Here is a 26,759-nt window from a genome sequence, read left to right as displayed (position 1 = left end):
CGGCGGGTTCGGCTGGCGGGTCACCGGAGCCACCGGAGCGTGCGGTCGCATCCACGCCTGGCAGCGTACGACCCGGCACCGGCCGACCCGGAAAGGCACGGACAGCTACCCTTGTACGGTGACGTTACGCCTGTATGACACCGCCACCCGATCGGTGCGGGACTTCGTCCCGCGGGAAGCCGGCAAGGTGGGGGTCTACCTGTGTGGTCTCACACTTCAGGCCCCGCCGCACATCGGCCACCTTCGCTCCGGCGTCAACTACGACGTGCTGCGCCGCTGGCTGTTGGCCGCCGGCTACGAGGTCACCTTCATTCGCAATCTGACCGACATCGACGACAAGATCCTGGTCAAGGCCGGCGAGCAGGGGCGGCCGTTCTGGTCGATCGCGTACGCCAACGAGCTGCTGCTCGCCGAGTCGTACCGGTCGTTGAACGTGCTGCCGCCGACCTACGAGCCGCGCGCCACGGGGCACATCCCGGAGATGCACGAGCTGATCACGAAGCTGATCGCCGACGGGCACGCGTACCCGGCGAGTGACGGCTCCGGCGATGTCTACTTCGACGTGGCGTCCTGGCCGGCGTACGGGTCGCTGTCGGGTCAGTCTCCGGACGCCATGCAGTCCGCCGGGGACGCCCCCGATCGGGGCAAGCGGGACCCGCGTGACTTCGCGCTGTGGAAGGGCGCCAAACCGGACGAGCCGGCGGACGCGTACTGGCCCTCGCCGTGGGGGCTGGGCCGGCCCGGTTGGCACATCGAGTGCTCGGCGATGTGCTGGCGGTATCTCGGCCCGGAGTTCGACATTCACGGCGGTGGCCTGGATCTGACGTTCCCGCACCACGAGAACGAGATCGCCCAGTCCAAGGCGGCCGGGTTGCCGTTCGCCCGCTACTGGGTGCACCACGGGCTGCTCAGCATCGGCGGGGCCAAGATGGGCAAGTCCGCCGGCAACGCGCTGGGCCTGGCGTACGTGGACTCGCTCGGGGTGCGGCCGGTGGAGCTGCGTTACTACTACGCCGCCGCGCACTACCGTTCCGTGATCGACTACTCGGAGGATTCGCTGCGCGACGCGGCCACCGCGTACCGGCGGATCGAGGGTTTCGTGCAGCGGGCGGCCGAACGGGTCGGTGTCGGCCAGCTCGGTGAGCTTCCCGCCGGCTTCGTCGCGGCGATGAACGACGACCTCAACACCTCCGCCGCGCTGGCCGTGCTGCAACAGCACATTCGGGACGGCAACACCGCGCTGAGCGGCGGTGACGATGTGACCGTCCGCACCACGCTGGCCGTGGTGCGGGCGATGCTGGATATTCTCGGGATCGACCCCCTCGACCCGGCCTGGACCGGTGGCGGCCGCTCGGACGATCTGCGTGCCGTGGTGGACTCCCTGATCGCGCTGGCCCTGGAGCAGCGTGCGCAGGCCCGGGGCCGCAAGGACTGGGCTGCCGCCGACGCGGTACGGGACCAGCTCAAGCTGGCCGGCGTGGTGGTCGAGGACACCCCCCAGGGGCCCCGTTGGACTATTGGAGAGCAGGACTGATGGCCGGCAACTCGCAGCGCCGTGGCCGGCGACTGACGTCGAAGGCGACCGCCCCCAAGGGCTCCGGTGGCAAGAACAAGGACTCGTTGGCCGGTCGGGGCCGCACCCTGCCCGCCGACGAGCGGCCGTGGCACAAGGGCTACTCGGGCACCGAGAAGCTGCCCCAGCGCACCGCCTGGAAGCAGGACAAGGAGCGTCGCGCGGCGGCCGAGGAGGGGCGCGCCCCCAAGATCGGTCAGCCGGGCAGCAAGGACACCACCTGGGGCCGGGGCGGCGGTCGGGGCGTACCGGCCGGTCGGGGCGCCACCGGCGGCCGGGGCGGCAAGCCCTCCGCGCGGTCCGGTCCCCGGGTCACGCCGGGGCGCAAGTCCAACCCGTCGAAGGACACCCCGGAGCTGCTGGTCGGGCGTAACCCGGTGCTGGAGGCGTTGCGGGCCAGCGTGCCGGCGACGGCGCTCTACACCGCCCAGGGCATCGATATGGACGACCGGATCAACGAGATCATCCGGACCGCCGCCGACCGGGGCATCGCCAACCTGGAGATCAGCCGGGCCGAGTTGGACCGGATGACCGGCGGCGTGCTGCACCAGGGCGTCGGGTTGCAGGTGCCGCCCTTCGCGTACCAGCCGTTCGAGGACCTGGTCGCCGCTGCCCTGGAGCAGCAGGCCCCGCTGCTGGTCGCGCTGGACGGTGTCACCGACCCGCGCAACCTGGGGGCCGTGATCCGGTCGGCTGCCGCGTTCGGCGCGCAGGGTGTCTTCGTACCCGAGCGTCGTGCCGCCGGGATCACCGCGACCGCCTGGCGGACCAGTGCCGGCGCGGCGGCGCGGGTGCCCGTGGCGCAGGTGACCAACCTGACCCGGTCGCTGAAGGCGTGCCGGGACGCCGGCTTCATGGTCGTCGGCCTGGACGCCGACGGCGACACCGACCTCTACGACCTGGAGGCCGCGGTCGGGCCGCTGGTGGTGGTGGTCGGTTCCGAGGGGCGCGGGCTGTCCCGCCTGGTCGGGGAGACCTGCGACCTGACCGTGAGCATTCCGATGATCTCCGAGGTCGAGTCGCTCAACGCCAGCGTGGCCGCGGCGGTCGCGCTGGCCGAGGTCGCCCGCCGGCGCTCCGTCGAGCTGTAGCGCACGTCGACCGAAGGCCCCTCCACGCCGAGCGCGGGAGGGGCCTTCGTCGTCAGATCTGACGGGTCCACGCGACGAAGAGCACCGCACCGGCGAGGGCCATCAGCACCACGGTCGGGAGCAACCACAGCGGACTCCGCTCGCCGTCGAGGCGTCGGGTCAGCCGCTGGTGCACGGCGGCGATGCCGATCAGGGCGGCCAGACCGGCGGCGGCCATCGGCAGGCCGACGAGGAAGTGCGCCAGCCACGCGCCGGCCCGGCTCGGTCCACCCCAGGAATGGTCGTACGGGCCGGGGTCCACCACGCCGTACAGCACCCCGCGTAACACCATCAGCAGCTCGACACCGAGCGGCAGTAGCGCCACGGCGCCGACGAGCAGGCTGAGCAGCGCGTGGCCGAGCACCGCGACGGTGCCGGGCCGCCGGCCGGGCGCGGCCGTCGGCGGCATCCCGAGCAGTCCGGTACGCAGGGCGCGCCAGCGTGCGACGGCGGCGCCGGCTCCGCCCAGCGGCGTCGTCACCAGCGCGAACAGGGCGACCGGGACCAGCGTCGCGCAGTAGGCGAGGCTGCGACCGGTCAGGCGGGCCAGCCGGTACGACCGGGAACGCGTGGTCGGGTCGTGAGCAGCGGACTGGGCGAGATCGGTGGGCACGGCGCCTCCTCCGGTTCGAGGTCACCGTGACGGTAGGAGAACGGCCAGCCGTGCCGAGTCCCCCCGCAGAGCCACATCCGCGCTGGCTCCACAGGGTGAAGACCCCATTCGGGTACGACGAAAGGGGCGGCCCGCCGAAGCGGACCGCCCCCGTCGGTACGGCGTTACGTCAGATCCGGCCACCGGTGGCGGCGTGGAAGACGTGGCTGCGACCGGCGACCGGCTTCACGAACACGGTGTCACCCATGTTCGGCATGTTGCGCCGGTCGGTGCGGACGACGAAGCGCTCCGAGTTGCCACCCAGCGCGGCGTGGCCGTAGACGTTGGCGTCCGAGCCGAGGTCCTCGACCAGCTCGACCACGACCGGCATGCCGCCCTCGGTCGGGCTGACCAGCTCGCAGTCCTCCGGGCGGAAGCCTACGGTGACCTTGCCGTCGCCGCCCTCGGCGCGGGCCGCCTCGACCTGCTCCCGGGTCAGCGGGATGTTCAGCTCGGCGAACTCGGCACCCCGCTCGTTCAGCGGAACGGTCTTGATGTTCATGGCGGGGGAGCCCATGAAGCCGGCGACGAAGACGTTGGCCGGGGTGTCGTAGAGCGCCCGCGGGGTGTCCACCTGCTGGAGCACACCGTCGAGCAGCACGGCGACCCGGTGGCCCATGGTCATGGCCTCGACCTGGTCGTGCGTGACGTAGACCGTGGTGACGCCCAGCTTGGCCTGTAGGGACGCGATCTGGGTACGGGTCTGCACACGGAGCTTGGCGTCGAGGTTCGACAGCGGCTCGTCCATGAGGAAGACCTGCGGCTCGCGGACGATCGCCCGGCCCATCGCGACACGCTGACGCTGACCACCGGAGAGCGCCTTCGGCTTACGGCTCAGGTACTCCTCCAGCTGGAGCAGCCCGGCCGCCTCCTTGACCCGCCGGTCGATCTCCGACTTGGAGGTCTTGCGCAGCTTGAGGGCGAACGCCATGTTCTCGTACACCGTCATGTGCGGGTAGAGGGCGTAGTTCTGGAAGACCATCGCGATGTCGCGGGCCTTCGGGGGGAGGTGAGTGACGTCACGCTGGTCGATGTAGATCGAGCCGGCGTCCACGTCCTCCAGGCCAGCGAGCATCCGCAGGCTGGTGGACTTACCACAACCGGAGGGGCCGACGAGGACGAGGAACTCACCGTCGCCGATCTCGAGGTCCAGCTCGTTGACGGCGGGACGCTCTTGGCCGGGGTAGACCCGGGACGCCTTGGAATAGGTGACCGTAGCCATGGTGAAGCGCTTCCTTTCACCGGCAGGAACGTGCCGGACGATCCGAGTGAAGGAGCGATCGGCACGTGTCCGTGCCGGTCAGCGGACGTCGGCCCGGGTCGCGGGGGCGTCGGGTCGTCGTCCGTCTGTGAACCGTAAACGGGTTTCCCCCTGCTGCCAAGGCAGGGGAGCGCCGAACGTTGCAGACGGCTTACGCATTCCGGTCACTCCGGCACGGTCGGACATCAATCGACGCGCTATTACCGGAGCCGGCGTCGGGTTGTTGACGAATCCCGTGCTCGGGAGGCATCGCGAGCGGGATAACCGGACGTCAGTCGCTATGCTGACCTCGACGCACGCGCCCCTGTAGCTCAGCTGGCCAGAGCACTCGCCTTGTAAGCGAGATGTCGCCGGTTCGATCCCGGCCGGGGGCTCCAATTTCATCAGGCGATGTTGCGGTTGTCGATGTCCCGCACCGATCATCGATCGGCGGGATGGCACCGCTGTCCCGGGTTCGGTCTCGTCGGCGCGGACGGAGTCGACCACCGCCTCCGGCCCGATCGGACGACCAAGTGCCCGGCGTAGCCTGGCGTCGGAGAGCGAGCGGAGCGAGGCGGGGGCCGGTGAGTCGCGCGGCAGAGGAGTCGAACCGGGCGATGCTGCGTGCCCGTGACGCCATGGACCGGGCGTACGCCGAGCCGCTGGACATCCTCGCGCTGGCCCGGATCGCGCACGTCTCTGAGGCGCACTTCATCCGCACCTTCCGGGCCACGTTCGGTGAGACCCCGCACCGTTACCTGCAACGCCGCCGGATGGAGCGGGCGATGGCGTTGCTGGTGGAGACCGACCGGGACGTGACCGACATCTGCTACGCCGTCGGCTTCGGCAGCCTGGGCACGTTCAGCCGGACGTTCCGCCAGATCGTCGGCGAGTCGCCCTCGGATTTCCGGCGTCGGCGGGTCGCGCCGGCCAACGTGCCGTCGTGCTTCACCAAAGCGTGGACCCGACCAAGCGGTTTTGGATAAGCAGCAGGTCACGGTGGGCCTCTAGCGTCATGGGCATGACGATGAACGCGATCAGCCGCTCCCAGATCTACGTCCTCGACCAGGACGCCGCGCTTGACTTCTACGTGAACAAGCTCGGCATGGAGGTCAACACCGACCAGGACCTCGGCTTCATGCGGTGGTTGACGGTCAACCTGCCCGGTGACCCGGAGCGGGAGATCCTGCTGGAGAAGCCGGGCCCGCCCGCGCTGGACCCGGCCACCGCCGAGCAGGTCCGGGAGCTGCTCACCAAGGGTGCCCTGGGTGGGTACCTCTTCATGACCACCGACGACGCCCACAAGACCTACGAGGATCTCGTGGCGAAGGGCGTCGAGATCACCGACGAGCCGACCGAGCGCCCGTACGGGATCGACTTCGGCATCCGCGACCCGTTCGGTAACCGGATCCGCATCGGCCAGATGTTCCCCCGGGCGTAGGGGTCGGGCGTTGAGCCGGGCCGCGACGCTTCCGTCCGGCCAGGCGGCAACGCTTCCGTCCAGCCAGGGCTTCCGTCCGGCCAGGCCGACTGCGCTGACGGCCGCAGAACCGACTACCTGACGTTGGTGCCGGTGGCTCGTTGCAGCAGCTTGACCACCGCCTGCGTGGCCGGCGGTGGGGGCGCGTCGGCCGGGCAGTCGACGTACCCGGATTCGACGCTACCCACGATCAGCCGGTAGTGGATCGCGTCCGCGCAGCTGGTCGCGGTGGTCGGCGGTCGCGCCTCGGCGGCCAGCCGGGGGTCGGCGACCAGCCCCGTCAGGAGACCGAGGTCGGTGGGGGTGAGCCGGCCGTTGCGCCGACTGCCGGCGCGGTCCACCGCCGTCCACTGACCGTCGGGCTCGACGGTCACGGCGTCACCGCGCCCGGCGAAGCCACCGGAGGTTCGCAACGTCACCGCGGCGGGCGCGGCGCTGGCCCCGGGGCCGACGGTGGGGATGGTGGTCGGCAGCGGTGCGCCGGTGGCCGTGCCGGCCGAGCCGGAGGCGGTGGTGGTGGTCTGGGGCTGGGTCGGGGTGGTGGGGGCTCGGTCGACGCCGGTGCAACCGGTCAGGAGAGCGGCCAGGAGCGCGACCGTGACGGCTGTCGTCGATGCGGGTCTCATCTCCGTCGGACGCGCGCCCCCAAGCGTTGGTTCCCCCACCCGACGTCCGGCCGTCGTGGACAGTTTCCGTCAGCTCCTGACGGAAACTGTCCGCGATCGCTTCAGCGGTACGCCCGTGCCGGGCCTGACGATCGTGTCCGGGCTCGCGCCGTTAGGGTCGGCGCAGCGGCGTGGAACGCCGGAACGGCGGCGTCGCGCAGGTGGCGCAGGTGGCGCGGGGAAGGGACGGACGTGTCGGACGCGGAGTTGACCGTCGAGGTGACCGGGCCGGTCGCGACAGTGGTGATGCGCAACCCGGCCCGGCGCAACGCGATGACCGCCGCCATGTGGCGCCAGCTCCCCGAACTGCTCGACCGGCTGGAGCCCGAGCCCGACGTACGGGCGTTGGTGCTCACCGGCGCGGGCGACGCCTTCTGCGCCGGTGCCGACCTCGGCGACCTGGCCGAGCTGCTGGACGCCGGTGACGCCAGCATCGCGGTGGCCGCCGAGGAGCGGCTGGCCCGGTTCGCCAAGCCGACCATCGCCGCCATCCGAGGCGCCTGCGTCGGGGGCGGGGTGCAGCTGGCGGTCGCCTGCGACCTGCGGATCGCCGCCGACGACGCCCGTTTCGGCGTACCGCCGGCCCGGCTCGGTCTGGTCTATCCGGCGCCGACGACGCGCCGGCTGGCCCGACTGGTCGGCCCGGCCGCCGCGAAGCATCTGCTGTTCACCGCCGAGCTGATCGACGCGGAGCGTGCCCTGCGGGTCGGTCTGGTCGACGAGGTGCTGCCGTCCGACCGGCTCGCCGCGCGGGTGGACGAGCTGACGGCGACCATTGCCCAGCGGTCGCCGCTGAGCATCACCGCCGCGAAGGAGATCGTCGACGATCGGGCCGAGCCGGCGCGGATCGCCTGGTGGCACCGGAAGGTGACGACCACCGGTGAGGCCCGGGAAGGAGTCGCGGCGATCACCGAGCGTCGGCGGCCCCGTTTCGCCTGGCGGCCACCGGCCGACGACTGACCGCGTTTCAGCTCCACCCGTCGGCGGGTCGCTCCGGTCCACCGGTCGCACCCATCGCAATATCTCGATCCCGGGTGGCTTGCTCCCGGGCCGGTACGGCAGGCTGTCGGTCGTGCAGCGTGATCAGTTGCTTGCGGGCCGCTACCGGCTCCTGGAGCGCCTCGGCAGTGGTGGCATGTCGGCGGTGTACCGGGCGTACGACGAGGTGCTCGAACGGGACGTGGCGGTGAAGGTGCTGATCGGCTCGGACACCAACGCCCGACAACGGATCCGGGGCGAGGCCAAGGCGGCGGCCCGGCTCTCGCATCCGCATGTCACGGCCGTCTACGACTACGGCGAGTCGTCGCTCGACGGTGTCCAGGTGCCGTTCGTGGTGATGGAGTTGCTCGGCGGTCACACTCTCGAACACCGGTTGGCGGCCGGGCCGTTGCCGCCACGCGCCAGCCTGCGGGTGTGCGCCGAGGTGGCCGCAGCGCTCGCCGCCGCGCACGAGCAGGGGTTGGTGCACCGCGACATCAAGCCGGGCAACGTGATGCTCACGCGGACCGGCGCGAAGGTGCTCGACTTCGGCATCGCGGCCGCCGCCGGCGAGTCGGAGATCGACTTCGAGGGACGACTGCTGGGTACGCCGGCGTACCTGGCGCCGGAGCGATTACAGGCCGGCGAGGTGTCGCCGGCCAGCGACGTGTACGCCCTCGGTCTGCTCCTGCACCGGGTGCTCACCGGCCGGCTGCCGTGGCCCGCCGAGGCGCAGACCGGGATGCTGCGCGGGAACACGCACGTCGAGCCGGCGCCGCTGCCGCCGATCGACGGCGTACCGCCCGAGGTGCACCGGCTCTACCGCTGGTGCCTGGCCGGCGACCCCGCCGATCGGCCGCCGGCCGCCGACGCGGCCCGCATCCTGCTCGGGGCCGTCGCCGCCGCCGGCTCCCTGTCCGAACCGGCTGCCGTCGCCGCGGAACCGCCGGCACCCGTCGCCGAACCGACCGGCACCGACACGGACACCGGCTCCGCGGCCGGCACCGGCTCCGCGGCCGGCACCGGCTCCGCGGCCGGCACCGGCTCCGCGGCCGGCACCGGCCCCGCGACCGACTCCGGGACCGGGATCGCGACCGGTGATTCGACGACCGACACCGCCGCGACCGTCGATTCGGCGCAGCTGGCGCGGCGCAGGTCGTGGCGTCGGCGGCGGGCCATGCTGGCGGTCGGCGCCGCGGTGGTCGCCGCGCTGGGGTTGGCCGGGTCGCTCGGCGACTTCAGCAATCGTCGACAGGGACAGGTCGGCGCGCCGGACGGCAGTGGTCCGGGCACCACCACGGTGGGGATGCCCCGCAGCGAGGAGCCGACCGGGGCCGACGACGGCGGACCGTCCGCTGTCTCGCCCACCAGGAACTCCGCGCCCGCCTCCGGGGCCGGCCCCGCACCCGGTCCGGATAGGACAACGGCCCCGGTCCCGACGACCACCGTGCCGGGGCCGACCCCGACCGAGGTCGTGCCGACGCTCACCCCCGGTGTGGGCGTACCCGTGCCGGCCCGTGGCGGGACGGTCACCGTTCGCTGCGTGGGGAAGTTGGTCGAGGTGCTCGCGGTGACGCTCGCGCCCGGTTTTCGCGCCGAGGCGTACGACCCGGGCCCGGCGAAGCAGATCGACGTCGCGCTGACCTCCACGGAGTACCGCAGCGAGATCCGGGTGCAGTGCCCCAGTGGCCGCCCGAAGTCGAAGGTGAAGGAACGCGCCGCCTGATCGGGGGGCCGGCGGGTGCCGCGCGCCGGGACGTACCCGGGACGCGGCCCCCCGTTCCCGCCGGCCGGTCCGTCGCCGCCCGGTCAGCGCCCCCCACCCGGGTTCACCGGCTCCCGGCGCAGCGGCATACCCGCCTCGGCCGGCGTCCGGTCCCCCTTGCGCTGGTTGCAGGCGTAGCAGGCGGCGGTGGTGTTTCGCCAGGTGTTCCGGCCGCCGCGCGAGCGGGGCAGGAGGTGGTCGATGGTGGTGGCGGGGCCGCCCGGTCCGGCTCTCGGACGGGGCGGCTCAGCGCGTAGCGGTACGCGTCAGTCGGGCCGGCCCGCCCGTGGACCTTCCGTTCGGCAACCGTCACCGGGCAGCGGCGACGGCACGGTGGTGACGTGCGACATCGTCATGAGTTGCTCCGCGGTGGTGGTTGACCTTGCGCGCTCACGGTAGGTCGACGCGGGAGACGCGAGCAACGTATTTCGATCGGCCGGGGTCGTCGGGACGCCGCTGGCGGCGGGTGCGGGGGGCCGCCTTCGCGGTGGTCTGGGCGGTGGTCAGCGGCCGGTTCAGTCGCAGGGCCATCCGGGCGGTGAGTTCGCTGTCCAGCAGGGGTCGGTTCACCTCACCGGCGACCGCCAGCGCGGGCCCGGAGACGGACCGCCAGATCGCGGCCAGCCCGGCGCCGAGGCCCACCAGGGCGACGGTGGCCCGGGTGGTCGGTGATCCGGCGGCCGCGGCGGCACTCACCCCGACGACCGCGAAGAGCACCAGCAGCAGGGGTACGAGCACCGGCCAGAAGATGCCCCGGGCCGCCTGCGCCACCAACCGCCGGTCCCGGATGATCAGATTCCGGGCGATCACCGCGTAGTCCTCCTCGTCGAGCAGGTCGCGCGGGTGCAGGCCGCCGGTGAGCACGTCGCGCCAGAGGTCGCCCTGGCCGCGCAGCGCCCGGCTCAGGGCGGCGGGCGTCGGTTCGGTCGGGTCCCCGTGGCCGGCGCGGTCCACCGCACCCGCCCAGGTGGCCAGCGACCGGCGCACCACCGCCGCCGAGTACGGCGGCAGCACGCTGGCCAGCTCGTCCAACCACCGGCTGATCTGGACCTGCCGGCCGCCGAACTGCCTGAGCAACTGGGCGACATCGCCGGCCCGGACGGTGTCGGCGACCGACCGGCCCAGCCGGTAGGCCAGTCCGACCCGGTGGTTGGCGGCCATCGCCCAGCGCAGCACCTCCACGTTGAGGTCGTCGAGGGCGAGCAGCAGCGGCACCGGATCGGCGGGGTCGGGCCGGCTCAGGTCGGGTAGCAGGGCTCGGGCAGCGGTCGTGTCGGGTACCGGCCCGGTGTGTCGGGTGAGTTCGGCGATCTGGGCCAGGGCGACGTCCACCCCGTCGAGGTACATCCGCATCCGCCGGTGGGCGGACATTTCGGTGAGGTTGGAGAGTTTGGCCGGCGGTACGGCCGGGCGGGCCTCGACGAAGGCGCGGGGCTCCGCCTGCTGCCCGTGGTGGTAGGCGTCCGCCATCCACCAACCGAGCCGGAGCGCGGTGACGATGCAGGCGCGCTCGTCGCGGATCAGCGGGTACGCGTCGTCGCGGCCGATCTCGTCGATCGACGATTCGTTCTCCGCGCCGGCGCGGTGCAGTGGCGACATCGTCCGCTGCCCTCCCGCCCGGCCGATCGACGGTTGATCATTCGAGCGTACGGCAGCGTACCGGGGCTTATGTGGTGTTTTGTCGATTCGCCCTGCCGGCCAGCAGTCCACGCGGTCGGATCGAGCGCACCGGCTCGGCCGCGCCACCCTCGGCCCGCAGGATGTGGTTCGCGGCGATGATCCCGGTCGCGGCGGCGCGTTCCATCAACGCGCTCGGGAAGTCCGTGGCGATGCCGTCGCCGGCCAGGTAGAGGCCGTTCGCGTCGGTGCGTACCCCCGGTCGCCAGGTGTGGCTGCCCGGGGTGAACGCCGGCGCCTGCGCCTCCACCCGGGCCCGCAGCTCGCGGACCCGCAGGTCGCCGGCCTCCGGCCAGAGCGCGACAAGCTCGCGGCGCATCCGCTCGGCCAGCTCGTCGGCCGGCACGCCCGGCTCGCAGGCGTACGCGTGCAGCTCGATGACCGACCCGCCGGTCTGCCGCGCCCAGCGCCGCGGCTCGTTCTCCAACCGGTGGTACAGCGTCACCGAGTCCAGAGTGGGCTGGCGGGACACCCCGCTGAACACCGCCCGCCCGGCGGCCACGTCCCCGGCACACCAGTAGCGCGCCACCGCGTACGGCGGGCCGGGGGTGCCGAATGCCGGCATCCGTGCCACCAGCTCGGGCGCCTGCTCGGCCAGGTCCGGCGAGGCGGCGACCAACGCGGCGAGCGCCGGCGGGTCGACGGCGAGCACGACGTGACCCGCCGGATGGCTGCCGCCGTCGGTGGTCGTCACCCGCCAGCCCGTGGCGTCGCGGTGCACCCCGGTGGCGGCGCAACCGGTGACCACCCGGCCGCCGTGCCTCTCCACGTGCCGGGTGAGCGGCTCCCAGATCGCCGTGCCGTAATCCTCGTCGGGGCAGTCGAAGGCCAACCCCTCCGGGTTGCCGAGCAGATAGAAGTGGAACTGGGCGACCATCTCGGCCGCCGACATCTCCGCCTCGTGGTTGAAGAAGGAGTGCGAGAAGACCTCGAACAGCATCGCCCGCGCCCGGTCCGGCAGTCGCAGCGAGGCCAGCAACTCGTCGGCGGTGGTGTGGTCCAGCTCGGCGTAGGTGCCCACCGGGTCGAAACTGAGCAGCGGCAGCGCGGCGTTCCGGTCCATCAGGCGCAAATCGGCCAGGCGCACGCTGGGGCTGCGCAACAGCAGCGCGAGCAGGTTCGCCGGCGGCGCGGGCGGCAGCTTGCCGAACTCCTCCGTCGGCCACTGCTCACTGAGGATCGGGTAGCCCGGAATGGGCTTGAGGAAGCCCAGGTCACTGTCGATCCGGCGGAGGATGGACCGCCAGTTGTAGTACTGCCGGAAGAACGCGTGGAAGCCGTGCTCGTTCCGCTGGGCGCCGTCGGCGAGCGGCTCCGCCCAGGCGCCCAGCCGGCCGCCGAGCGTGGGCGCCGCCTCCAGCACCGTCACCGCCACACCCCGTTCGGCAAGCACCACCGCCGCCGACATGCCGGCGATGCCGCCGCCCACCACCAGCGCCGTCGTCGGTCGCGGCACACGGTCGGCGCCACCGCCGCCCGGGTCCACCTGGTGCTGCCGTACGCCGATCAGCCGACCTACCACTTGCGACAGCGCCATGCGTGCCAGTCTGCCCCACCCCGGCTCAGTCGGCCGTCAAGCAGCGGCGGGGGCGGTCCGAGGCGGGCCAGACGTACTCCAGGTCCTCGGGCACGTCGTCGCCGAACAGGGGGCGGTAGTGCGCCGGGTCCTTGCGCAGCAGCGACGACCGGTGACTCAGGTGCAGGTCGTCGCGGCCCAGCCAGGGTGGCAGCTCACCGGCCTCGGCCAGCTCGCCCTGGGTCCGGATGACGCCGGCCCCGCAGGCGGCGGCGAGGTCGACGGTCATCGTGGTGGCGCAGGTGTCGGCGCGCCCCGGTTCGGTCCACACCGCGCACATGTCCAACCCGTAGCGGACGAGTGCCTCCTCGTACCCGGCCCACATCTTCACCGCCGGGTGGTTGCGCCACCCGTACCCGGGTCGGGTCAGCCCGCGCAGCACCTGGATGGCCTCCACCCGCTGCTTGCCCAACCGCTTCTGGTCCAGCGTGCGGGCGCTGGCCAGAAAGCCGGGGTACGGGAGGAACGTCTGCATGTCGCTGCTCTACCCGCCGCCGGGGCGGACATACCTGGCCCCGGGATGATCCGGACGGGGTCGCCCAGCATGGCCGTGCTGATTACGATCCGGGCATGGCGGAGCCGTGGCGGGACCGGGCGCGACGGGCGGTCGAGTGGAACTGGCGGCTGCGGTCCGTCGGTGATCCGCGCCCGCACTACGTGATCTGCGGAAAGGACGCGCTCGCCTACTACGTGGCCCGGGCCATGCTCGAATCCGAGCTGCCGGCCGGCGGGGCGCGGGTGACCGTCGTGGTGCCGGAGCGTTACCGCAGCAACGGGCCGGACGTGGCCGGGCTGCGCGGGGTCCGGGTGGTCCGCTCGGACCGGCTGGACGTGGCCACCTTCGAGGCCGCCGGCCTGGCGGGGGCGACCGGGCTGGCCCTGCTGCACCAGGACGACGTGGGCAACCTGCACGCCGCGCTCTGCGCCCAGGCCGTCGACCAGCGGGTCCGTCAGGTGCTGCGGATGTTCAACGGCACCCTCGCCGACGGCGTCCGCAAGCTGCTCAAGGCGCCGGTCGAGGTGCTCTCCGACGCCGAGATGGCCGCGCCGGCCTTCGTGGCCGCCGCCCTCAACGAGGTCGACCCCAGTTCCTTCCAACATCGGGACAAGACGCTGCGGGTGGCGCGACGGGCCGACGTCCGACCACAGGACGTGGTCTGCGCCTTGGCGCACCTCACCGAGGCGCAGGGGGTGGAGCTGCTGCCGGCCGAGCAGGCCGGCGCCGACCTGGTGCTCGCCGAGGCGACCGGCCAGCCGCCGGGCACCGAGGTCGCCGCCCGTCGGCTGGTCCGGGCCCGTCGGCGGCGTCGCCCGGTCACGGTGGTGATGGGAGCGGTACGCGGCTTCGCCACCCGCAAGATCGGCATCGCCGTGATGTTGGTGCTCGTGCTGATCGCGGTGCTGGGGGCGCTGATCTCCCGTGCCGAGGATGTCTCTCCGCTGGAGGCGCTGTACCTGACGCTGGTCACCACGCTCAGCGGCGCCGACCCGGACACCGACAAGGCGGCCGACGCGCAGATCATGCAGGTGGTGCTCAACCTGGCCGGGTTGGCGCTGATCCCGCTGATCACCGCCGTCGTGGTGGACGGCATCGTCAACGCCCGGCTGGCCCTGCACACCGGCCGCCTGCAACCGGCGCGGGTCGGGCACGTGGTGGTGATCGGCCTGGGCAACGTGGGCACCCGGGTGATGGCGCAACTGCGCGAGTACGACGTCGAGGTGGTGGCGATCGACAAGGACCCGGAGCCACGCGGAGCGGCGCTGGCCCGCCAACTGGAGGTGCCGCTGATCGTCGGCGACGCCGCGTTGCCGGAGACGCTGGCCGCCGCCTCGGTGGCCGACTGCCAGGCGCTGGTGGTGGCGTCCACCGACGACGTGGCCAACCTGGAGGCGGCGCTCGCTGCCCGCGATCTCCGTGCCGACCTGCGGGTGGTGCTCCGGCTGTTCGACGGTGACTTCGCCGAACGGGTGGAGGAGACGTTCGCGCTCGGGGTGTCCCGGTCGGTCTCCTACCTGGCCGCCCCGGCCTTCATCGGGGCGCTCACCGAACGCGCCGTGATCACCACCATCCCGGTCGACCGGCACGCGCTGCCGGTCGCCGAGGTGCCGGTCGCCACCGGCTCCGAGTTGGACGGCCGACCGCTGGACGTGGTCAACCGGGACGGGCAGGTCCGGTTGATCGCGCGTACCCCGGCGGGTGGCGCCAAGACGATCTGGTGGAAGGACCTCGACCCCCGGCAGGTGATCTTCGCCGGTGACCGACTGACCGTGGTCGCCCGACGGCGCGGGCTGGACTGGCTGACCCGGCAGTGCGCGCCGCCCGCCCACCCGGGGCCGGTCCCGCGGCCGGCCGGGCCGGTGCACGGCACGGTGCCCGCCCCGGCGGCGGCTCCGTCGATGCCGGGTCAGACGGGCTCGGCGGTCGGCGCGGCGCACTCCGTTCCACCCGCCGTGGAGGTGCCCTCGACGACCAATGGTGGCCCTGCGGACGAACTGGAGCCGACCCACCGGCAGGACGGGATCGGTGAGGTGAGCTGACGCCACCCGGTGCGGCCGGAACCGCCCGGCGGTGGGCGACAATCCGAGGCATGCGTTTCCGCATCCTGGGGCCGACCCAGGTGGTACTGGCCGACGGGCGAGAGGTCCCCGTGGGCGGCCCGCGGCTGCGCGCCCTGCTGGCGCTCCTGCTGCTCGACGCGGGTCGGGTGGTCTCCGCCGAGCGGCTGATCGACGGCGTGTACGGGGAGCGTCCGCCCCGGGGCGCGGCCAACGCGCTCCAGTCCCAGGTGTCGCGGTTGCGCCAGGCCCTGTCCGCCGAGCACGACCCGGTCGAGTTCCACCCGGCCGGTTATCGCCTGGCCGTGGATCCCGACGATGTCGACGCGTACCGGTTCGAACGGCTCGCCGAGGCGGGCCGCCGCGCACTTGGCGACGGAGACTGGCCCCGGGCGGCGGCTCTGCTGCGCGAGGCGCTGGAGCTGTGGCGTGGTCCCGCCCTGGCCGATGCCACCGGCGCGCCCGCGCAGGCGGCACGGCTGGACGAGCTGCGGCTGGCCGCCCTCGAGGATCGGGTCGAGGCGGATCTGGCGTTGGGCGCGTCCGGCGCGCTGATCGCGGAGCTACGGGAATTGGTCGTGGCGCATCCGTTGCGGGAGCGGGCGCGCGGTCAGCTCATGCGTGCCCTGGCGGCACTGGGTCGGCCGGCGGAGGCGCTTACCGAGTTCGAGGACGCCCGGCACACGTTGGCCGAGCAGCTCGGCGTCGACCCATCGGCGGAGCTGGCCTCGGTCCACCTGAGTGTGCTGCGCGGTGCGGAACGCGGCTCGGCCGAGCCGGCGCTGCCGAGCCAGCTCACCACGTTCGTCGGGCGGGAGGACGAGCTCAAGCGCGTCGGTGACCTGCTCGGCGAGCGTCGGCTCGTCACCCTCACCGGTCCCGGCGGCGCGGGTAAGACGCGCCTGGCGATCGAGGCTGCGGGTCGGGTCGACGGGGAGGTCCGTTTCGTCGAGCTGGCTGGGCTGGCCGACGGTTCGGACGTGCCGCAGGCGGTGCTGAGCGCACTCGGCCTGCGCGACGCGGGCCTGCGTGCCCCGGCCGAGCCGGGCTGGCAGACCGCCGATCGGCTGGTCGAGGCGCTCGCCGAGCGGCGGCTGCTGCTGGTGCTCGACAACTGCGAGCACGTCCTCGTCGACGCGGCCCGGCTGGCCGCCCGATTGCTGAGCGCCTGCCCGGCGTTGCGCGTCCTGGCCACCAGTCGGGAGCCGCTCGGGCTGGCCGGTGAGGCGCTGTGCCCGCTGTCCGGGCTCACCCTGCCACCGCTCGGCGCGTCCGCGTCGGACGCCGACGACTACCCGGCGGTCGGCCTCTTCGCCCAGCGGGCCGCCGACGTCGCGCCCGACTTCACCATCACGCCGGCCAACGTGGAGATGGTGCTGCGGATCTGCCGCAGCCTGGACGGCCTGCCGCTGGCGATCGAGTTGGCCGCCGCCCGGCTGCGGGCGCTGTCCGTCGCCGAGGTGGCCGCCCGTCTCGACGATCGGTTCCGGCTGCTGTCGACGGGCAACCGGGCCGTGTCGCCGCGACATCGCACCCTCCGGGCGGTGGTCGAGTGGAGTTGGGATCTGCTCGACGACGCCGAACGGGAAGTGGCCCGACGGCTGACCGTCTTCGCCGGTGGGGTCACGTTGGAGGCGGCCGAGCGGGTCTGCGGCCTGCCCACCGCCGGGTTCGTCGACGCGCTCACCGGTCTGGTCGACAAGTCGTTCGTGGAGATGACCGGCGGCCGGTACCGGATGCTCGAAACGGTGCGGGCCTTCTGCGCCGAGCGTCTGGCCGAGGCCGGCGAGGCCGACCAGCTCCGTCGCGCGCACACCGCGTACTTTCTGGAGTTCGCCTGGACCGCCAGCAACCACCTCCGGTGCGCGGAGCAACTGCACTGGCTGTGCCGGCTCGACGCGGAGCGGGACAACCTGCACGCCGCCCTTCGCCGGGCCACCGCCGCCGGTGACGGGTCCGACGCGGCCGGAATGGTGGCGGCCCTGTCGTTCTACTGGTGGCTGCGCGGCATGCGCGGGGAAGGGGCGCGGCTGGCCGCGGACGTCCTCGAACTGCTCGGCACCGAGGCGCCGCCCGGGCTGGACGAGGAGTTCGCCCTCTGCGTCTACAACGCCTCGCTCGCGGGCTCCGGTCACCTGCCAGCCGTCGGGACACAGTCGTCGGTGATCCGCAGTCTGGACCGGCCGCCACGACAGCCGTTCCTGCTCTACCTGTCGGGGATCTCGACCGGCCCGCCTACCGGCGGCGCGGAGCATGTCGACGAGCTGATGGGGGAGCTGCGACGGCTGGTCGGCCCGGATGTGTGGATCAACGCGCTCGGCGCGATGGGCAGCGGCTCGGCGCTGATGTGGAGCGGCCAGTGGGACCGGGCACGGACCGCGCTGGCCACCGCGCTCGACGGTTTCCGGAGCACCGGGGACCGCTGGGGCACCATGATCACGCTCGGGGCGCTCGGCGAACTAGCCGCCTGGCAGGGGGATCCGGAGGCGGCCGGCGCCCACATGGATGAGGCCATGGACCTGGTCGGGCAACTCGGCTCGGCCGTCGACCAGGCCGACATGCTGCGGACCCGGGGTGAGATAAGGCTGCGCGCCGGTGACCTCGCGGCGGCCCGGGACGACTTCGCCGGTGCGCTGCTCCTCGCCCAGCGCAGCGGCGCGCCCGAGTTCGTGGCCAGCGCCCGGCTCGGCCTCGCCCAGGTGGCTCGACTGCGCGGTGAGCTGGCCGAGGCGAGGCGGTTCTGCGAGGAGGCGTTGACCGGCGGACTCACCGGCTGGTACGTCGGCGAGGCCGCCCGCGCGGAGATCCTCCTCGTCCTTGCCGAGATCACCGAGGCGGAGCAGGCCGGTGCGTCGCCGTCAGCGGACGGTGCGTGATCCGTCAGCGCCCGACGGCAGCGTGGGGGCATGACGACATTCGAGGTGGTCGCCGAGGGGCTGGGCAAGCGGTACGGCCCGACCCGCGCGCTCGACGCGTTTGACCTGAGGGTGCCGGCCGGCACCGTCCACGGACTGCTGGGACCGAACGGCGCGGGCAAGACGACAGCCGTACGGATCCTCACCACGTTGCTGCGCTTCGACACGGGAAGGGCCACCGTGGCCGGGTACGACGTGCTGCGCCAACCGGACGAGGTGCGCGCCCGGATCGGGCTGACCGGGCAGTACGCCGCGGTCGACGAGATTCTCAGCGGCCGGCAGAACCTGGAGCTGTTCGGCCGGCTGTTCCGGCTCGGCCCACGGGAGGCCCGCCGACGCGCCGGTGAACTGTTGGCACGGTTCGGGTTGGACGAGGCGGCGAGTCGCTCCGCCGGTGAGTACTCGGGTGGGATGCGCCGCCGACTGGACCTCGCCGCCAGCCTGATCCGTACGCCGCGCGTGCTCTTCCTGGACGAGCCGACGACCGGCCTGGACCCGCGCAGTCGCAACCAGGTGTGGGACCTGGTCCGCGGTCTCGTGGCGGACGGGACCACGGTGCTGCTCACCACGCAGTACCTGGAGGAGGCCGATCAGCTGGCCGACCGGATCTCGGTGATCGACGCCGGTCGGGTGGTGGCCGAGGGCTCGCCGGACCAGCTGAAGTCGTTGACCGGTGGTGACCGGATCGAGGTGGTGGTCCGGGACGCGGTCGAGCTGGACCACGCCGCCCGCCTCGTCGCCCCGATCTGCGGCGCGCAGCCCGACGTCGACCCGGAGTTCCGACGGCTCAGCGCGCCGGTGGTCGATCGTGTCGCCGGCCTGGTCGACGTGGTACGCGCGCTGGACGACGCCGGGATCGCGGTCGAGGACATCGGCCTGCGGCGCGCCACGTTGGACGAGGCGTTTCTGCACCTGACCGGGCACCGGCCGGACGAGGCCCGCGAGCCCGTGGTCGCCGGCCGGAAGGCGGACCTGGCATGACCACCATGATCGCCGACGGCTGGATGATGACCAGGCGGAACATGACCCACGTCATCCGGGCGCCGGAGGAGCTGATCCTCTACTTCTCGCTGCCGATCATGTTCGTGCTGGTCTTCGGGTACGTGTTCGGCAGCGGTATGCAGGTGTCCGGTGGTGGCAACTATCGCGAGTTCCTGCTGCCGGGGGTCTTCGTGATGACCATGCTGTACGGGCTGGGCGCCACCGCGACCGGCGTGGCGCTGGACCTCAGCCGGGGCGTGGTCGACCGGTTCCGGTCGATGCCGATGGCGCGGTCCGCGCTGATGACCGGACGCAGCGCCGCCGACCTGCTGCGCGCCCTGCTGGAGATGTCCACCCTGCTGGTCTGTGGGCTGCTCGTCGGGTGGCAGTGGCGTCAGGGGGTCGGCAGGGCGTTGCTCGCCGTCGGGCTCCTCCTGCTGCTGCGAATCGCGATCACCTGGGTCGGCATCTACCTGGCGTTGCTGGTCCGCAACCCGGACACGGTCGGTGTGATCGTCTTCCCGGCGGCGTTCCCGTTCACCGCGATCTCCAATGTCTTCGTGTCGCCCGAGCTGATGCCGTCGGTCATCGGGACGATCTCGGAGTGGAACCCGCTGTCGGCCACCGTCGCGGCGATCCGCGAACTGTTCGGCAACCCGGGCCTGGGTGGCGACTCCTGGCCGGCGGAACACGCGGTGCTGTTGGCGGTGCTGTGGCCGGCGCTGCTGATCGCGACGTTCGCTCCACTGGCCGTGCGTCGCTACCAGCGGCTGAGTCGCTGACCGGGCCCGCCTGCCGGGGTCAGCGGCGACCCCGCAGCGCGTAGCCGGCGGCACCGACGGCGAGCACGCCGAAGCCGGCGAGGACGCTGCCCAACGGCAGGTTGACCGCGAGCAGCAGACAACCGACCAGCCCGAGGCCGGCGAGCACCCGGACCGGCAACCGCCGGTCCGGGTCCCGGCCCAGGGTCAGCGCCGCCGCGTTCGTGATCGCGTAGTAGACGAGCACCGTGCAGCTGGAGAAGCCGATCGCGTCGCGTACGTCGCCGAGCAGCACCACCACGATCACCACGGCGGCGACCGCCAGCTCGGCGCGGTGCGGCACCTGGTGCACGGGGTGCACGGCGGCCAGCGCGCCGGGCAGGTCCCGGCGGCGGGCCATCGCGAGGGTGGTCCGGCCGACCCCGGCGACCAGGGAGAGCAGCACGCCGACCACCGCGATGGTGGCACCGGCCCGGACCACCCACGCCAGGCCGGGCAGCCCGGCGGCGGTCACCACGTCGACCAGGGGCGCGGCGGAATCGGCCAGCCGGTCGGCGCCGAGCACGCCGAGCGCGACCACGGCCAGCACCAGGTAGATCGCGAGCACCACCCCGAGCGCCAGCGGCACCGCGCGCGGGATGGTGCGCCGCGGGTCGCGGACCTCCTCGCCGAGCGTGGCGATCCGGGCGTACCCGGCGAACGCGAAGAACAGCAGCCCGGCGGCGGTGAGCACGCCCCGCGCCGAACCGCCGGTCCCGCCGAGCCGGTCCAGCTGCACCGGCCCACCGATCAGGCCGACGACGGTGACGAGGGTCAGCACCGCGAGGACCAGCGCGACCAACGCCCTGGTCACGGTGGCGGTCTTGCCGATGCCGCGCAGGTTCACCCCGGTCACCGCGAGCACCGCGCCGACGGCGATCAGCCGCGCCTGGCCCGGCCACAGGTACGCCCCGATGGTCAACGCCATCGCCGCGCAGCTCGCCGTCTTTCCGACCACGAAGCCCCAGCCGGCCAGGAACCCGGCGAACGGCCCGAGGCGCTCCCGGCCGTACACGTAGGTGCCGCCGGACTCCGGGTAACGGGCCGCCAGCCGAGCCGAGCTGGTCGCGTTGCAGAAGGCGATGAAGCCGGCCAGCACCAGCGCGGGCAGCAGTCCGGCGCCGCCGGCCACCGCCACCGCCGGGCCGAAGACCACGAAGATGCCCGCGCCGAGCATCGAGCCCAACCCGATGACAACCGCATCGGGTACGCCGAGCCGCCGCGCCAGTTGATTCACGAGCCGAAACCTAGGGGTACGAGGTGAACGGCCGGTCCCAGGCGCGTAACCGGCCGGGGAGCGGCACGTCGTCCCAGGGCACCCGGTGCAGCAGCCGGTCCAGGAGCAGGCCCAGCAGCAGCCCGGCCACCGAGTCGGTCAGCCAGTGCCAGCCCAGGTAGGTGGTGGTGGTGAGGACGACCAGCGGGGGCGCGACGCGGATCACGGTGACGAGCCGGGCCGGTAGGTGCCGGCCGAAGCCGCGGGCCAGCGGGGCGAGCAGCAGTGCGATGACGCCGTACCAGACGATGGCGTTGGCGACGTGCCCCGACGGGTAGGACTGGGCGAATCGGACCGGCAGGTCGTCGTGGAACAGCGGCAGGGTCTGCTCGGGCGGCAGGAACGGCTCCTTGGTGCTGGCGCTCGGTGCCGCCCGCGCGGTCCAGACCTTGAGCGGACCGATCGTCAGGTAGGTCAGCACGAAGCCGACCACCGGCGGCAGGATCGGCCGCACCGACCGCAGCCGGACGGCCAGCAGCACACCCAACCCGGCGGCGATCAGGGTCAGCGGGGTGCCCTGGCCGAGCAGGTTGAACACCCGGGCCACCCAGTAGGCGACCGTGGGCCGGTGCCCGTCGGCCCAGTCGGCGACCGCCCGGTCCAACCCGAAGAGCTGGTCGGCGGCGAGCGCCACCGTCAACCCGGCCAGGGCGACCAGCAGAAGCGCGTCGAACCACCAGCCGGCCGGGCGGACGGGCCGTAGCCGCAGGTCACGTCGTACCGCTGTGGGTTTGAGCACGCGACCACGCTACCGGCCCGGCGCGCGGCCGGGGTGTGCGGCGCTGTGGGCCGAACCACGATCAGGGGCGGATACGGGTGGCGACCAGTCATGCTTGTGCCCGTGCGGATCACCTCTGCTCTCGTGGACCCGGCGTTGCTCGACCTGCCCTGGTCGACACCGCTGGAGGAGTGGCCTGCCCAACACCTGGTGGCGCTGCCGCAGGGCATCTCCCGGCACATCGTCCGGTTCGTCCGGTTGGGCGAGTACGTGTACGCGTTCAAGGAGACCCGCGAGCGCATCGCCGAGCGGGAGTACGACCTGCTCCGGGCCCTGGAGCGGATCGATTTCCCCTCGGTCGAGGCGGTGGCCGTCGTCGCCGACCGGCAGACCGACGACGGGGAGCCGCTCGAATCGGTGCTGATCACCCGGCACCTGCAGTTCTCACTGCCGTACCGGGCGCTCTTCTCGCACACCCTGCGGCCGGAGACGATGAGCCGGCTGCTCGACGCGCTCGCCGCCCTGATCGTCCGGATGCACCTGACCGGCTTCTTCTGGGGCGACTGCTCGCTGTCGAACACGCTGTTCCGCCGGGACGCGGGCGCGTTCGCCGCCTACCTGGTGGACGCCGAGACGGGTGCCCTGCACAACTCGCTCTCCAACGGTCAGCGCGGCGAGGACCTGGAGATCGCCCGGGTGAACATCTTCGGTGAGGCGCTGGACCTGCAGGCCGCCGGCCTGCTGCACGAGTCCATCGACCCGGAGGTGGTCTGCGAGGAGGTCGTGCAGCGCTACGAGCGGCTCTGGTACGAGATCACCTATGAGCAGGCCATCGAGCGGGAGGCCCGGCACGACATCGAGGGCCGGATCCGCCGCCTCAACGACCTGGGCTTCGACGTCGCCGAGGTGGCCATGTCATCCATCGACGACGGGCGTTACCTGGTCCGGCCGAAGGTCGTCGACGCCGGCTACCACACGCGGCGGCTGCTGCGGCTGACCGGACTGGACGCCGAGGAGAACCAGGCCCGCAAGCTGCTCAACGACCTGGACGCCTACCGCGCGGAGAGCGACCTGGTCGACGAGCAGCAGGCCGCCCACCGCTGGCTCACCGAGGTCTTCGAACCGGTGGTCCGGGCCGTCCCCACGCACCTGCGCCGCAAGCTGGAGCCGCAGGAGCTGTTCGCCCAGATCATCGAGCACAAGTGGCTGCTCTCCGAGCGGGCCGGCCGGGACGTCGGCATGCGCCACGCCGTCCAGTCCTACCTGACCGACGTGCTGGTGCACCGTCCTGACGAGCAGGCCATCCTCGGCGTGGAAGTTCCCAGCCTCGGCCCTGTCGGATAGCCGGGCACGCCGGTGCCGAGACCGATGTCGTAGACGACGATTCAGCTCCGAAGTCTCTCCAGGCGCCCTGTCGAGCTGCCCCGGGTGTGGGGCGGGAGCACGGTGCACGCACGGAAGCTGCCAGGCGTCGATGGCGATGACCAGTGCGGCGCCCAGCGTCCACAGTTGCGCCCGCCCCGCCTCGCCTCGCCCCGCCCCGCCTCGCCCCGGCTCGACAGGCCGCGCCCCAACCGACCGGTCCTGGCAGACCAACGGCCACACAGGCCGGCGGGCGCAACAGCCACCCGGGGTCAGTCCACCCAGGAGCCCGCGCGCAGCACCCGCACCACGTTGAGGTCGTCGTCGAGCACCACCAGGTCGGCGCGGAGGCCCACCTGAAGCGACCCGACCCGGTCGCCCAGGCCGATGGCCCGTGCGGGGGTGGTGGCGACCATCCGTGCGGCGTCCGCGATCGGGATGCCGGCGTTCACGGCGTGCCGCAGCGCGGCGTCCATGGTCAGCGTGCTGCCGGCGATCGCGCCGTCGCGGGCCAGCCGAGCCACCCCGTCGGCTACGGTGACCGCCTGGCCGCCCAGTTCGTACTCGCCGTCGGCCATTCCGGCGGCGGCCATCGCATCGGTGATCAGCGCGGCCCGGTCCGGGCCGGCGGTCGCCGTGGCGAAGGTCAGCATGCCGTCGTGCAGGTGCACCCCGTCGGCGACCAACTCGCAGATCACGGTGGGCGCGTCGAGCAACGCCACCACCGGACCCGGCTCGCGGTGGTGCACCGGCCGCATCCCGTTGAACAGGTGGGTGCCGACACTGGCGCCGGCGTCGACCGCCGCGCGGGTCTGCTCGTACGTCGCATCGGTGTGACCCACCGCCGCCACCACCCGCTGCGCGGTGAGCAGCTTGATCGCCTCCAGTGCGCCGTCGCGCTCCGGAGCGAGGGTGACCATGCGGACCGCGCCCCGGCCCAGCTCGATCAGCTCGGTCAGCTCGTCGGTCGAGGGGTCGCGCAGGAACTCGGGGTTCTGCGCGCCGCAGCGGGCCGCCGACAGGTACGGGCCTTCGAAGTGGACCCCCGCCAACACGCCCTCGTCGACCAGCGGCGCGAACGCCTCGGTGGCCGCCCGCATCAGCGGGAAGGGCGCGCTGACCAGGCTGGCCAGCAGGGTGGTGGTGCCATGCGCGAGGTGGAAGTCGGCAGCCGCGCGGGCCTCCGTGGCGTCCCCGGTGGTGAAGGTGTGCCCGCCACCGCCGTGCGTGTGCATGTCGACGAACCCGGGCAGGATCCAGTGCCCGTCGCGTACCGACGGATACTCGGCCACCGCGGTGATCCGATCTCCGTCCCACTCGACGCAGCCCTGCCGGACGACTCCGGTCGGCGTCACCACTCGGCCGTTCACCCGTACGGTCATCGCTTCTCCTGATGGTCAGGGACGCGTACGGCGTCCAAGGCGAGCAGTGCGGCACCGAGGCAACCGGCCTCGTCGCCGAGGGCTGCCGCGACCAGCTGCGGCTCCCGGTGGAAGGTCATTCGCTCGTGCAGCGCCGCCCGAAGCGGGGTCAGCAGCCCGTCCCCGGCCTGGGCCAGGCCGCCGCCCAGCACGATCGTCGCCACGTCGAACAGCGCCTGCCCGGTGGCGAGACCGTCGGCGAGCGCCTCGACCGCCTCCTGCCAGACCCGGCCGGCGAGCGGTTCGCCGGCGGCGGCCCGCTCGGCCACCTGCGCAGCCGTCACCGAGGCGTCGGCCGTCCCGCCGGCCAACTCGGCGTAGCGGCGGCCGATCGCGGCCGCCGACGCCATCGCCTCCAGGCAGCCGGGTCGACCGCAGCCGCAGCGCGGGCCGTCCGGCCGGACCAGGATGTGACCGATCTCCCCGGCGGCGCCGTGGGCGCCCACGGCCGCCGTACCGTCGACGACGTGTGCGGCGGCGATGCCGGTGCCGATCGCCACGAACAGCACATGCCCGGTGCCGCGTCCGGCGCCGAGCCGGGCCTCGGCGAGACCCCCGACACGCACGTCGTGGCCGATCGCCGTCGGCAGGCCGAGCCGCGTCACCGCCAGGTCCCGCAGGGGTACGTCCCGGAAGCCCACGTTCGCCGACCAGACCGCGACACCGCGCGCCTCGTCCACCACCCCGGGCACGGCGATGCCGACGGCGATCGGGGTGAGCCCGTCGGCGCGGGCCTTGTCGGCCAGCCCACCGGCCACCTCCAGGATGGTGTCGACCACGGCGGCCGGGCCGCGCGCGGCGTCGGTGGGGTGCCGCTCGGTGCGGATCGCGACGCCGTCCGGCCGGACCAGGGCGCACTTCATGCCGGTGCCGCCAACGTCCAACGCGACGACCACGGGGTCGCTCACGCCAACACCACGGACCGGCTCAGGTGTCGGGGCGCGTCCGGGTCGAGGCCGCGACTGGTCGCCAGCGCGACCGCGAAGCGTTGGGCCAGGATCAGGTCGGCCATCGGGTCGACCGGGGTACGACCGGCGGACCAGCTGCCCAGCACCGTGCGCCAACCGTGGGTGCGGCTGTGCACGAAGGCGGCGCCGGTGGCGGCCACATCCTCCGGCAGCCCGTCGGGAAGCTCGCCGAACGCCCAGACCAGCCGGCCCGGCGCGGCGACCGAGATGGGCCCGTGCCGGTAGTCCATCGCCGGGTACGCCTCGGCCCAGAAGGTGGCCGCCTCGCGGCACTTCAGCGCCGCTTCCTGGGCCAGCCCGATCGTCCAGCCTCGACCGAGGAAGGTGGCCTGCTCGATGCTGGCCGGGTCGATCGGCAGCGGGGATCGCACCGCCACCTCGGCGTCGGCGGCGAGCGCGCTGACCGGGTCGCCCAGATGGGCTCGGAGCAGAGCCAACGCGGTGGTCGCGAAGCGGGTCTGCACCACCGACCGCTCGTCGGCGAAGGGCATCGCCACGGTCGCCGCGGCCAACTCGACCGCCGGGGACGCGGGATCACCGACGATGACGGTGGTGGGTGTCTCGCCGCGCAGCGCGGCGAGCAGGTCCAACACCTCGGTGGTGGTGCCGGAACGGGTGATGGCGATCAACCGGTCGTAGCGGCGGCCGGCGGGAAACTCGGACGCCTGGAACGCGTCGGTCTCACCGAGGCCGGCCTGCTCGCGGCGGGCCGCGTACGCCATCGCCATGAACCACGACGTGCCGCACCCGACGACGGCGACCCGCTCACCGGGGCGCGGCAGATCACCGCGTACGACGTCGGCCAGCTTGGCCGCCTCCCGCCAGCAGTCGGGTTGGCTCGCGATCTCCGCGTCCACGTACGCCATGGGAACTCCCTCGCAGGGCCGACCGGTGCGCAATACGGCTCGTTAGAGCCACATTTCGCGCGTCATTCTGCGCGAACGCGGGTGACCATGGCAACCGGCCGGCCGATCGCGCAGGTCAGTCTTTTGCGCCAGCCTAGTTTCGCGCACTAGTGTGCACGCA

The 26,759-nt window shown here is 73.0% G+C and carries 22 protein-coding genes, 1 tRNA gene and 1 pseudogene; 12 read left to right on the top strand and 12 right to left on the bottom strand.

The genetic code is table 11. The features are described 5' to 3' along the window. Window positions 1-118 precede the first annotated feature (118 nt). Both cysS and rlmB read left to right on the top strand, forming a co-directional pair. Complete coding sequence (gene cysS / locus AB0J33_RS10610) at window positions 119-1,534, top strand: cysteine--tRNA ligase (protein WP_363612041.1); 1,416 nt, start codon at window positions 119-121, stop codon at window positions 1,532-1,534. Next, on the top strand, window positions 1,534-2,664 hold the full coding sequence (gene rlmB / locus AB0J33_RS10605) for a 23S rRNA (guanosine(2251)-2'-O)-methyltransferase RlmB (RefSeq protein WP_363612039.1): 1,131 nt from the start codon (window positions 1,534-1,536) through the stop codon (window positions 2,662-2,664). The genes cysS and rlmB overlap by 1 nt, the downstream gene beginning before the upstream one ends. Window positions 2,665-2,716: 52 nt before the next feature. Here rlmB and AB0J33_RS10600 read toward each other — a convergent pair whose 3' ends face one another. Both AB0J33_RS10600 and ugpC read right to left on the bottom strand, forming a co-directional pair. Then, on the bottom strand, window positions 2,717-3,316 hold the full coding sequence (locus AB0J33_RS10600) for a hypothetical protein (protein WP_363612037.1): 600 nt from the start codon (window positions 3,314-3,316) through the stop codon (window positions 2,717-2,719). Between the two features lie 169 nt (window positions 3,317-3,485). Then, window positions 3,486-4,577 (bottom strand): sn-glycerol-3-phosphate ABC transporter ATP-binding protein UgpC, encoded by a 1,092-nt coding sequence (gene ugpC, locus AB0J33_RS10595; RefSeq protein ID WP_363612035.1) that lies wholly within the window; start codon window positions 4,575-4,577, stop codon window positions 3,486-3,488. 339 nt (window positions 4,578-4,916) lie between these two features. On the opposite strand from ugpC, the gene AB0J33_RS10590 reads away from it, so the two are divergent. From AB0J33_RS10590 to AB0J33_RS10580, 3 genes are all read left to right on the top strand, one after another. Further along, window positions 4,917-4,993, top strand: a tRNA-Thr gene (locus AB0J33_RS10590). Between the two features lie 186 nt (window positions 4,994-5,179). Continuing rightward, window positions 5,180-5,581, top strand: coding sequence for an AraC family transcriptional regulator (locus tag AB0J33_RS10585; RefSeq protein WP_363612033.1), 402 nt, complete (start codon window positions 5,180-5,182; stop codon window positions 5,579-5,581). A 35-nt stretch (window positions 5,582-5,616) separates the two neighbouring features. Further along, window positions 5,617-6,036, top strand: coding sequence for a VOC family protein (locus tag AB0J33_RS10580; RefSeq protein ID WP_036392805.1), 420 nt, complete (start codon window positions 5,617-5,619; stop codon window positions 6,034-6,036). A gap of 113 nt (window positions 6,037-6,149) precedes the next feature. Here the strand turns inward: AB0J33_RS10580 and AB0J33_RS10575 are convergent, their stop codons facing one another. Further along, window positions 6,150-6,701, bottom strand: coding sequence for a hypothetical protein (locus tag AB0J33_RS10575; RefSeq protein ID WP_363612031.1), 552 nt, complete (start codon window positions 6,699-6,701; stop codon window positions 6,150-6,152). A 231-nt stretch (window positions 6,702-6,932) separates the two neighbouring features. On the opposite strand from AB0J33_RS10575, the gene AB0J33_RS10570 reads away from it, so the two are divergent. Both AB0J33_RS10570 and AB0J33_RS10565 read left to right on the top strand, forming a co-directional pair. After that, on the top strand, window positions 6,933-7,700 hold the full coding sequence (locus AB0J33_RS10570; RefSeq protein ID WP_363612029.1) for an enoyl-CoA hydratase/isomerase family protein: 768 nt from the start codon (window positions 6,933-6,935) through the stop codon (window positions 7,698-7,700). A 112-nt stretch (window positions 7,701-7,812) separates the two neighbouring features. After that, window positions 7,813-9,444 carry a serine/threonine-protein kinase gene (locus tag AB0J33_RS10565; RefSeq protein ID WP_363612027.1) on the top strand — a complete coding sequence of 544 codons (1,632 nt, stop codon included), beginning with the start codon at window positions 7,813-7,815 and terminating at the stop codon, window positions 9,442-9,444. 83 nt (window positions 9,445-9,527) lie between these two features. Here the strand turns inward: AB0J33_RS10565 and AB0J33_RS10560 are convergent. From AB0J33_RS10560 to AB0J33_RS10545, 4 genes and pseudogenes are all read right to left on the bottom strand, one after another. Next, window positions 9,528-9,695, bottom strand: a pseudogene (locus AB0J33_RS10560) (HNH endonuclease); the annotation flags it as partial. A gap of 178 nt (window positions 9,696-9,873) precedes the next feature. Then, window positions 9,874-11,082 (bottom strand): hypothetical protein, encoded by a 1,209-nt coding sequence (locus tag AB0J33_RS10555; RefSeq protein WP_363612025.1) that lies wholly within the window; start codon window positions 11,080-11,082, stop codon window positions 9,874-9,876. A gap of 67 nt (window positions 11,083-11,149) precedes the next feature. Further along, window positions 11,150-12,697: an FAD-dependent oxidoreductase gene (locus AB0J33_RS10550; RefSeq protein ID WP_363612023.1), complete on the bottom strand. Its 1,548-nt coding sequence runs from the start codon at window positions 12,695-12,697 to the stop codon at window positions 11,150-11,152. A gap of 25 nt (window positions 12,698-12,722) precedes the next feature. Further along, the gene (locus AB0J33_RS10545) at window positions 12,723-13,211 is read right to left on the bottom strand and encodes an MSMEG_6728 family protein (RefSeq protein WP_363612021.1); all 489 of its coding nucleotides are present in this window, start codon (window positions 13,209-13,211) and stop codon (window positions 12,723-12,725) included. Between the two features lie 95 nt (window positions 13,212-13,306). Here AB0J33_RS10545 and AB0J33_RS10540 point away from each other — a divergent pair, with 95 nt between their 5' ends. The 4 genes from AB0J33_RS10540 to AB0J33_RS10525 are packed head-to-tail and all read left to right on the top strand — an operon-like array spanning window position 13,307 to window position 19,970. After that, a complete protein-coding gene (locus AB0J33_RS10540; RefSeq protein WP_363612019.1) occupies window positions 13,307-15,274 on the top strand; it encodes an NAD-binding protein in 1,968 nt (655 codons plus the stop codon). 50 nt (window positions 15,275-15,324) lie between these two features. Then, window positions 15,325-18,168, top strand: a complete 2,844-nt coding sequence (locus tag AB0J33_RS10535; RefSeq protein WP_363612017.1) for a BTAD domain-containing putative transcriptional regulator — start codon at window positions 15,325-15,327, stop codon at window positions 18,166-18,168. A gap of 30 nt (window positions 18,169-18,198) precedes the next feature. Beyond that, window positions 18,199-19,188, top strand: coding sequence for an ATP-binding cassette domain-containing protein (locus AB0J33_RS10530; RefSeq protein ID WP_363612015.1), 990 nt, complete (start codon window positions 18,199-18,201; stop codon window positions 19,186-19,188). Continuing rightward, a complete protein-coding gene (locus AB0J33_RS10525; protein ID WP_363612013.1) occupies window positions 19,185-19,970 on the top strand; it encodes an ABC transporter permease in 786 nt (261 codons plus the stop codon). Before AB0J33_RS10530 ends, AB0J33_RS10525 begins: the two co-directional genes overlap by 4 nt. A gap of 19 nt (window positions 19,971-19,989) precedes the next feature. Here the strand turns inward: AB0J33_RS10525 and AB0J33_RS10520 are convergent, their stop codons facing one another. Continuing rightward, window positions 19,990-21,225 (bottom strand): APC family permease, encoded by a 1,236-nt coding sequence (locus tag AB0J33_RS10520; RefSeq protein ID WP_363612011.1) that lies wholly within the window; start codon window positions 21,223-21,225, stop codon window positions 19,990-19,992. A gap of 10 nt (window positions 21,226-21,235) precedes the next feature. Next, window positions 21,236-21,973, bottom strand: coding sequence for a phosphatase PAP2 family protein (locus tag AB0J33_RS10515; RefSeq protein ID WP_363612384.1), 738 nt, complete (start codon window positions 21,971-21,973; stop codon window positions 21,236-21,238). A 120-nt stretch (window positions 21,974-22,093) separates the two neighbouring features. Between AB0J33_RS10515 and AB0J33_RS10510 the strand changes: the two genes are divergently transcribed. After that, the gene (locus tag AB0J33_RS10510; protein WP_363612009.1) at window positions 22,094-23,326 is read left to right on the top strand and encodes a DUF4032 domain-containing protein; all 1,233 of its coding nucleotides are present in this window, start codon (window positions 22,094-22,096) and stop codon (window positions 23,324-23,326) included. 290 nt (window positions 23,327-23,616) lie between these two features. On the opposite strand, the gene nagA is transcribed toward AB0J33_RS10510, so the two are convergent. The 3 genes from nagA to AB0J33_RS10495 are packed head-to-tail and all read right to left on the bottom strand — an operon-like array spanning window position 23,617 to window position 26,599. Next, entirely contained in the window at window positions 23,617-24,726 is a 1,110-nt protein-coding gene (nagA, locus tag AB0J33_RS10505; RefSeq protein WP_363612007.1) for an N-acetylglucosamine-6-phosphate deacetylase, read from the bottom strand. Continuing rightward, window positions 24,723-25,673: an ROK family protein gene (locus AB0J33_RS10500; protein ID WP_363612005.1), complete on the bottom strand. Its 951-nt coding sequence runs from the start codon at window positions 25,671-25,673 to the stop codon at window positions 24,723-24,725. The genes nagA and AB0J33_RS10500 overlap by 4 nt, the downstream gene beginning before the upstream one ends. Beyond that, window positions 25,670-26,599 carry a sugar isomerase gene (locus tag AB0J33_RS10495; RefSeq protein WP_363612003.1) on the bottom strand — a complete coding sequence of 310 codons (930 nt, stop codon included), beginning with the start codon at window positions 26,597-26,599 and terminating at the stop codon, window positions 25,670-25,672. The genes AB0J33_RS10500 and AB0J33_RS10495 overlap by 4 nt, the downstream gene beginning before the upstream one ends. Window positions 26,600-26,759 lie beyond the last annotated feature (160 nt).

The organism is Micromonospora sp. NPDC049645 (assembly GCF_040675155.1).
Classification (GTDB): domain Bacteria; phylum Actinomycetota; class Actinomycetes; order Mycobacteriales; family Micromonosporaceae; genus Micromonospora.
This window is presented reverse-complemented; position numbering and strand designations above follow the sequence as displayed.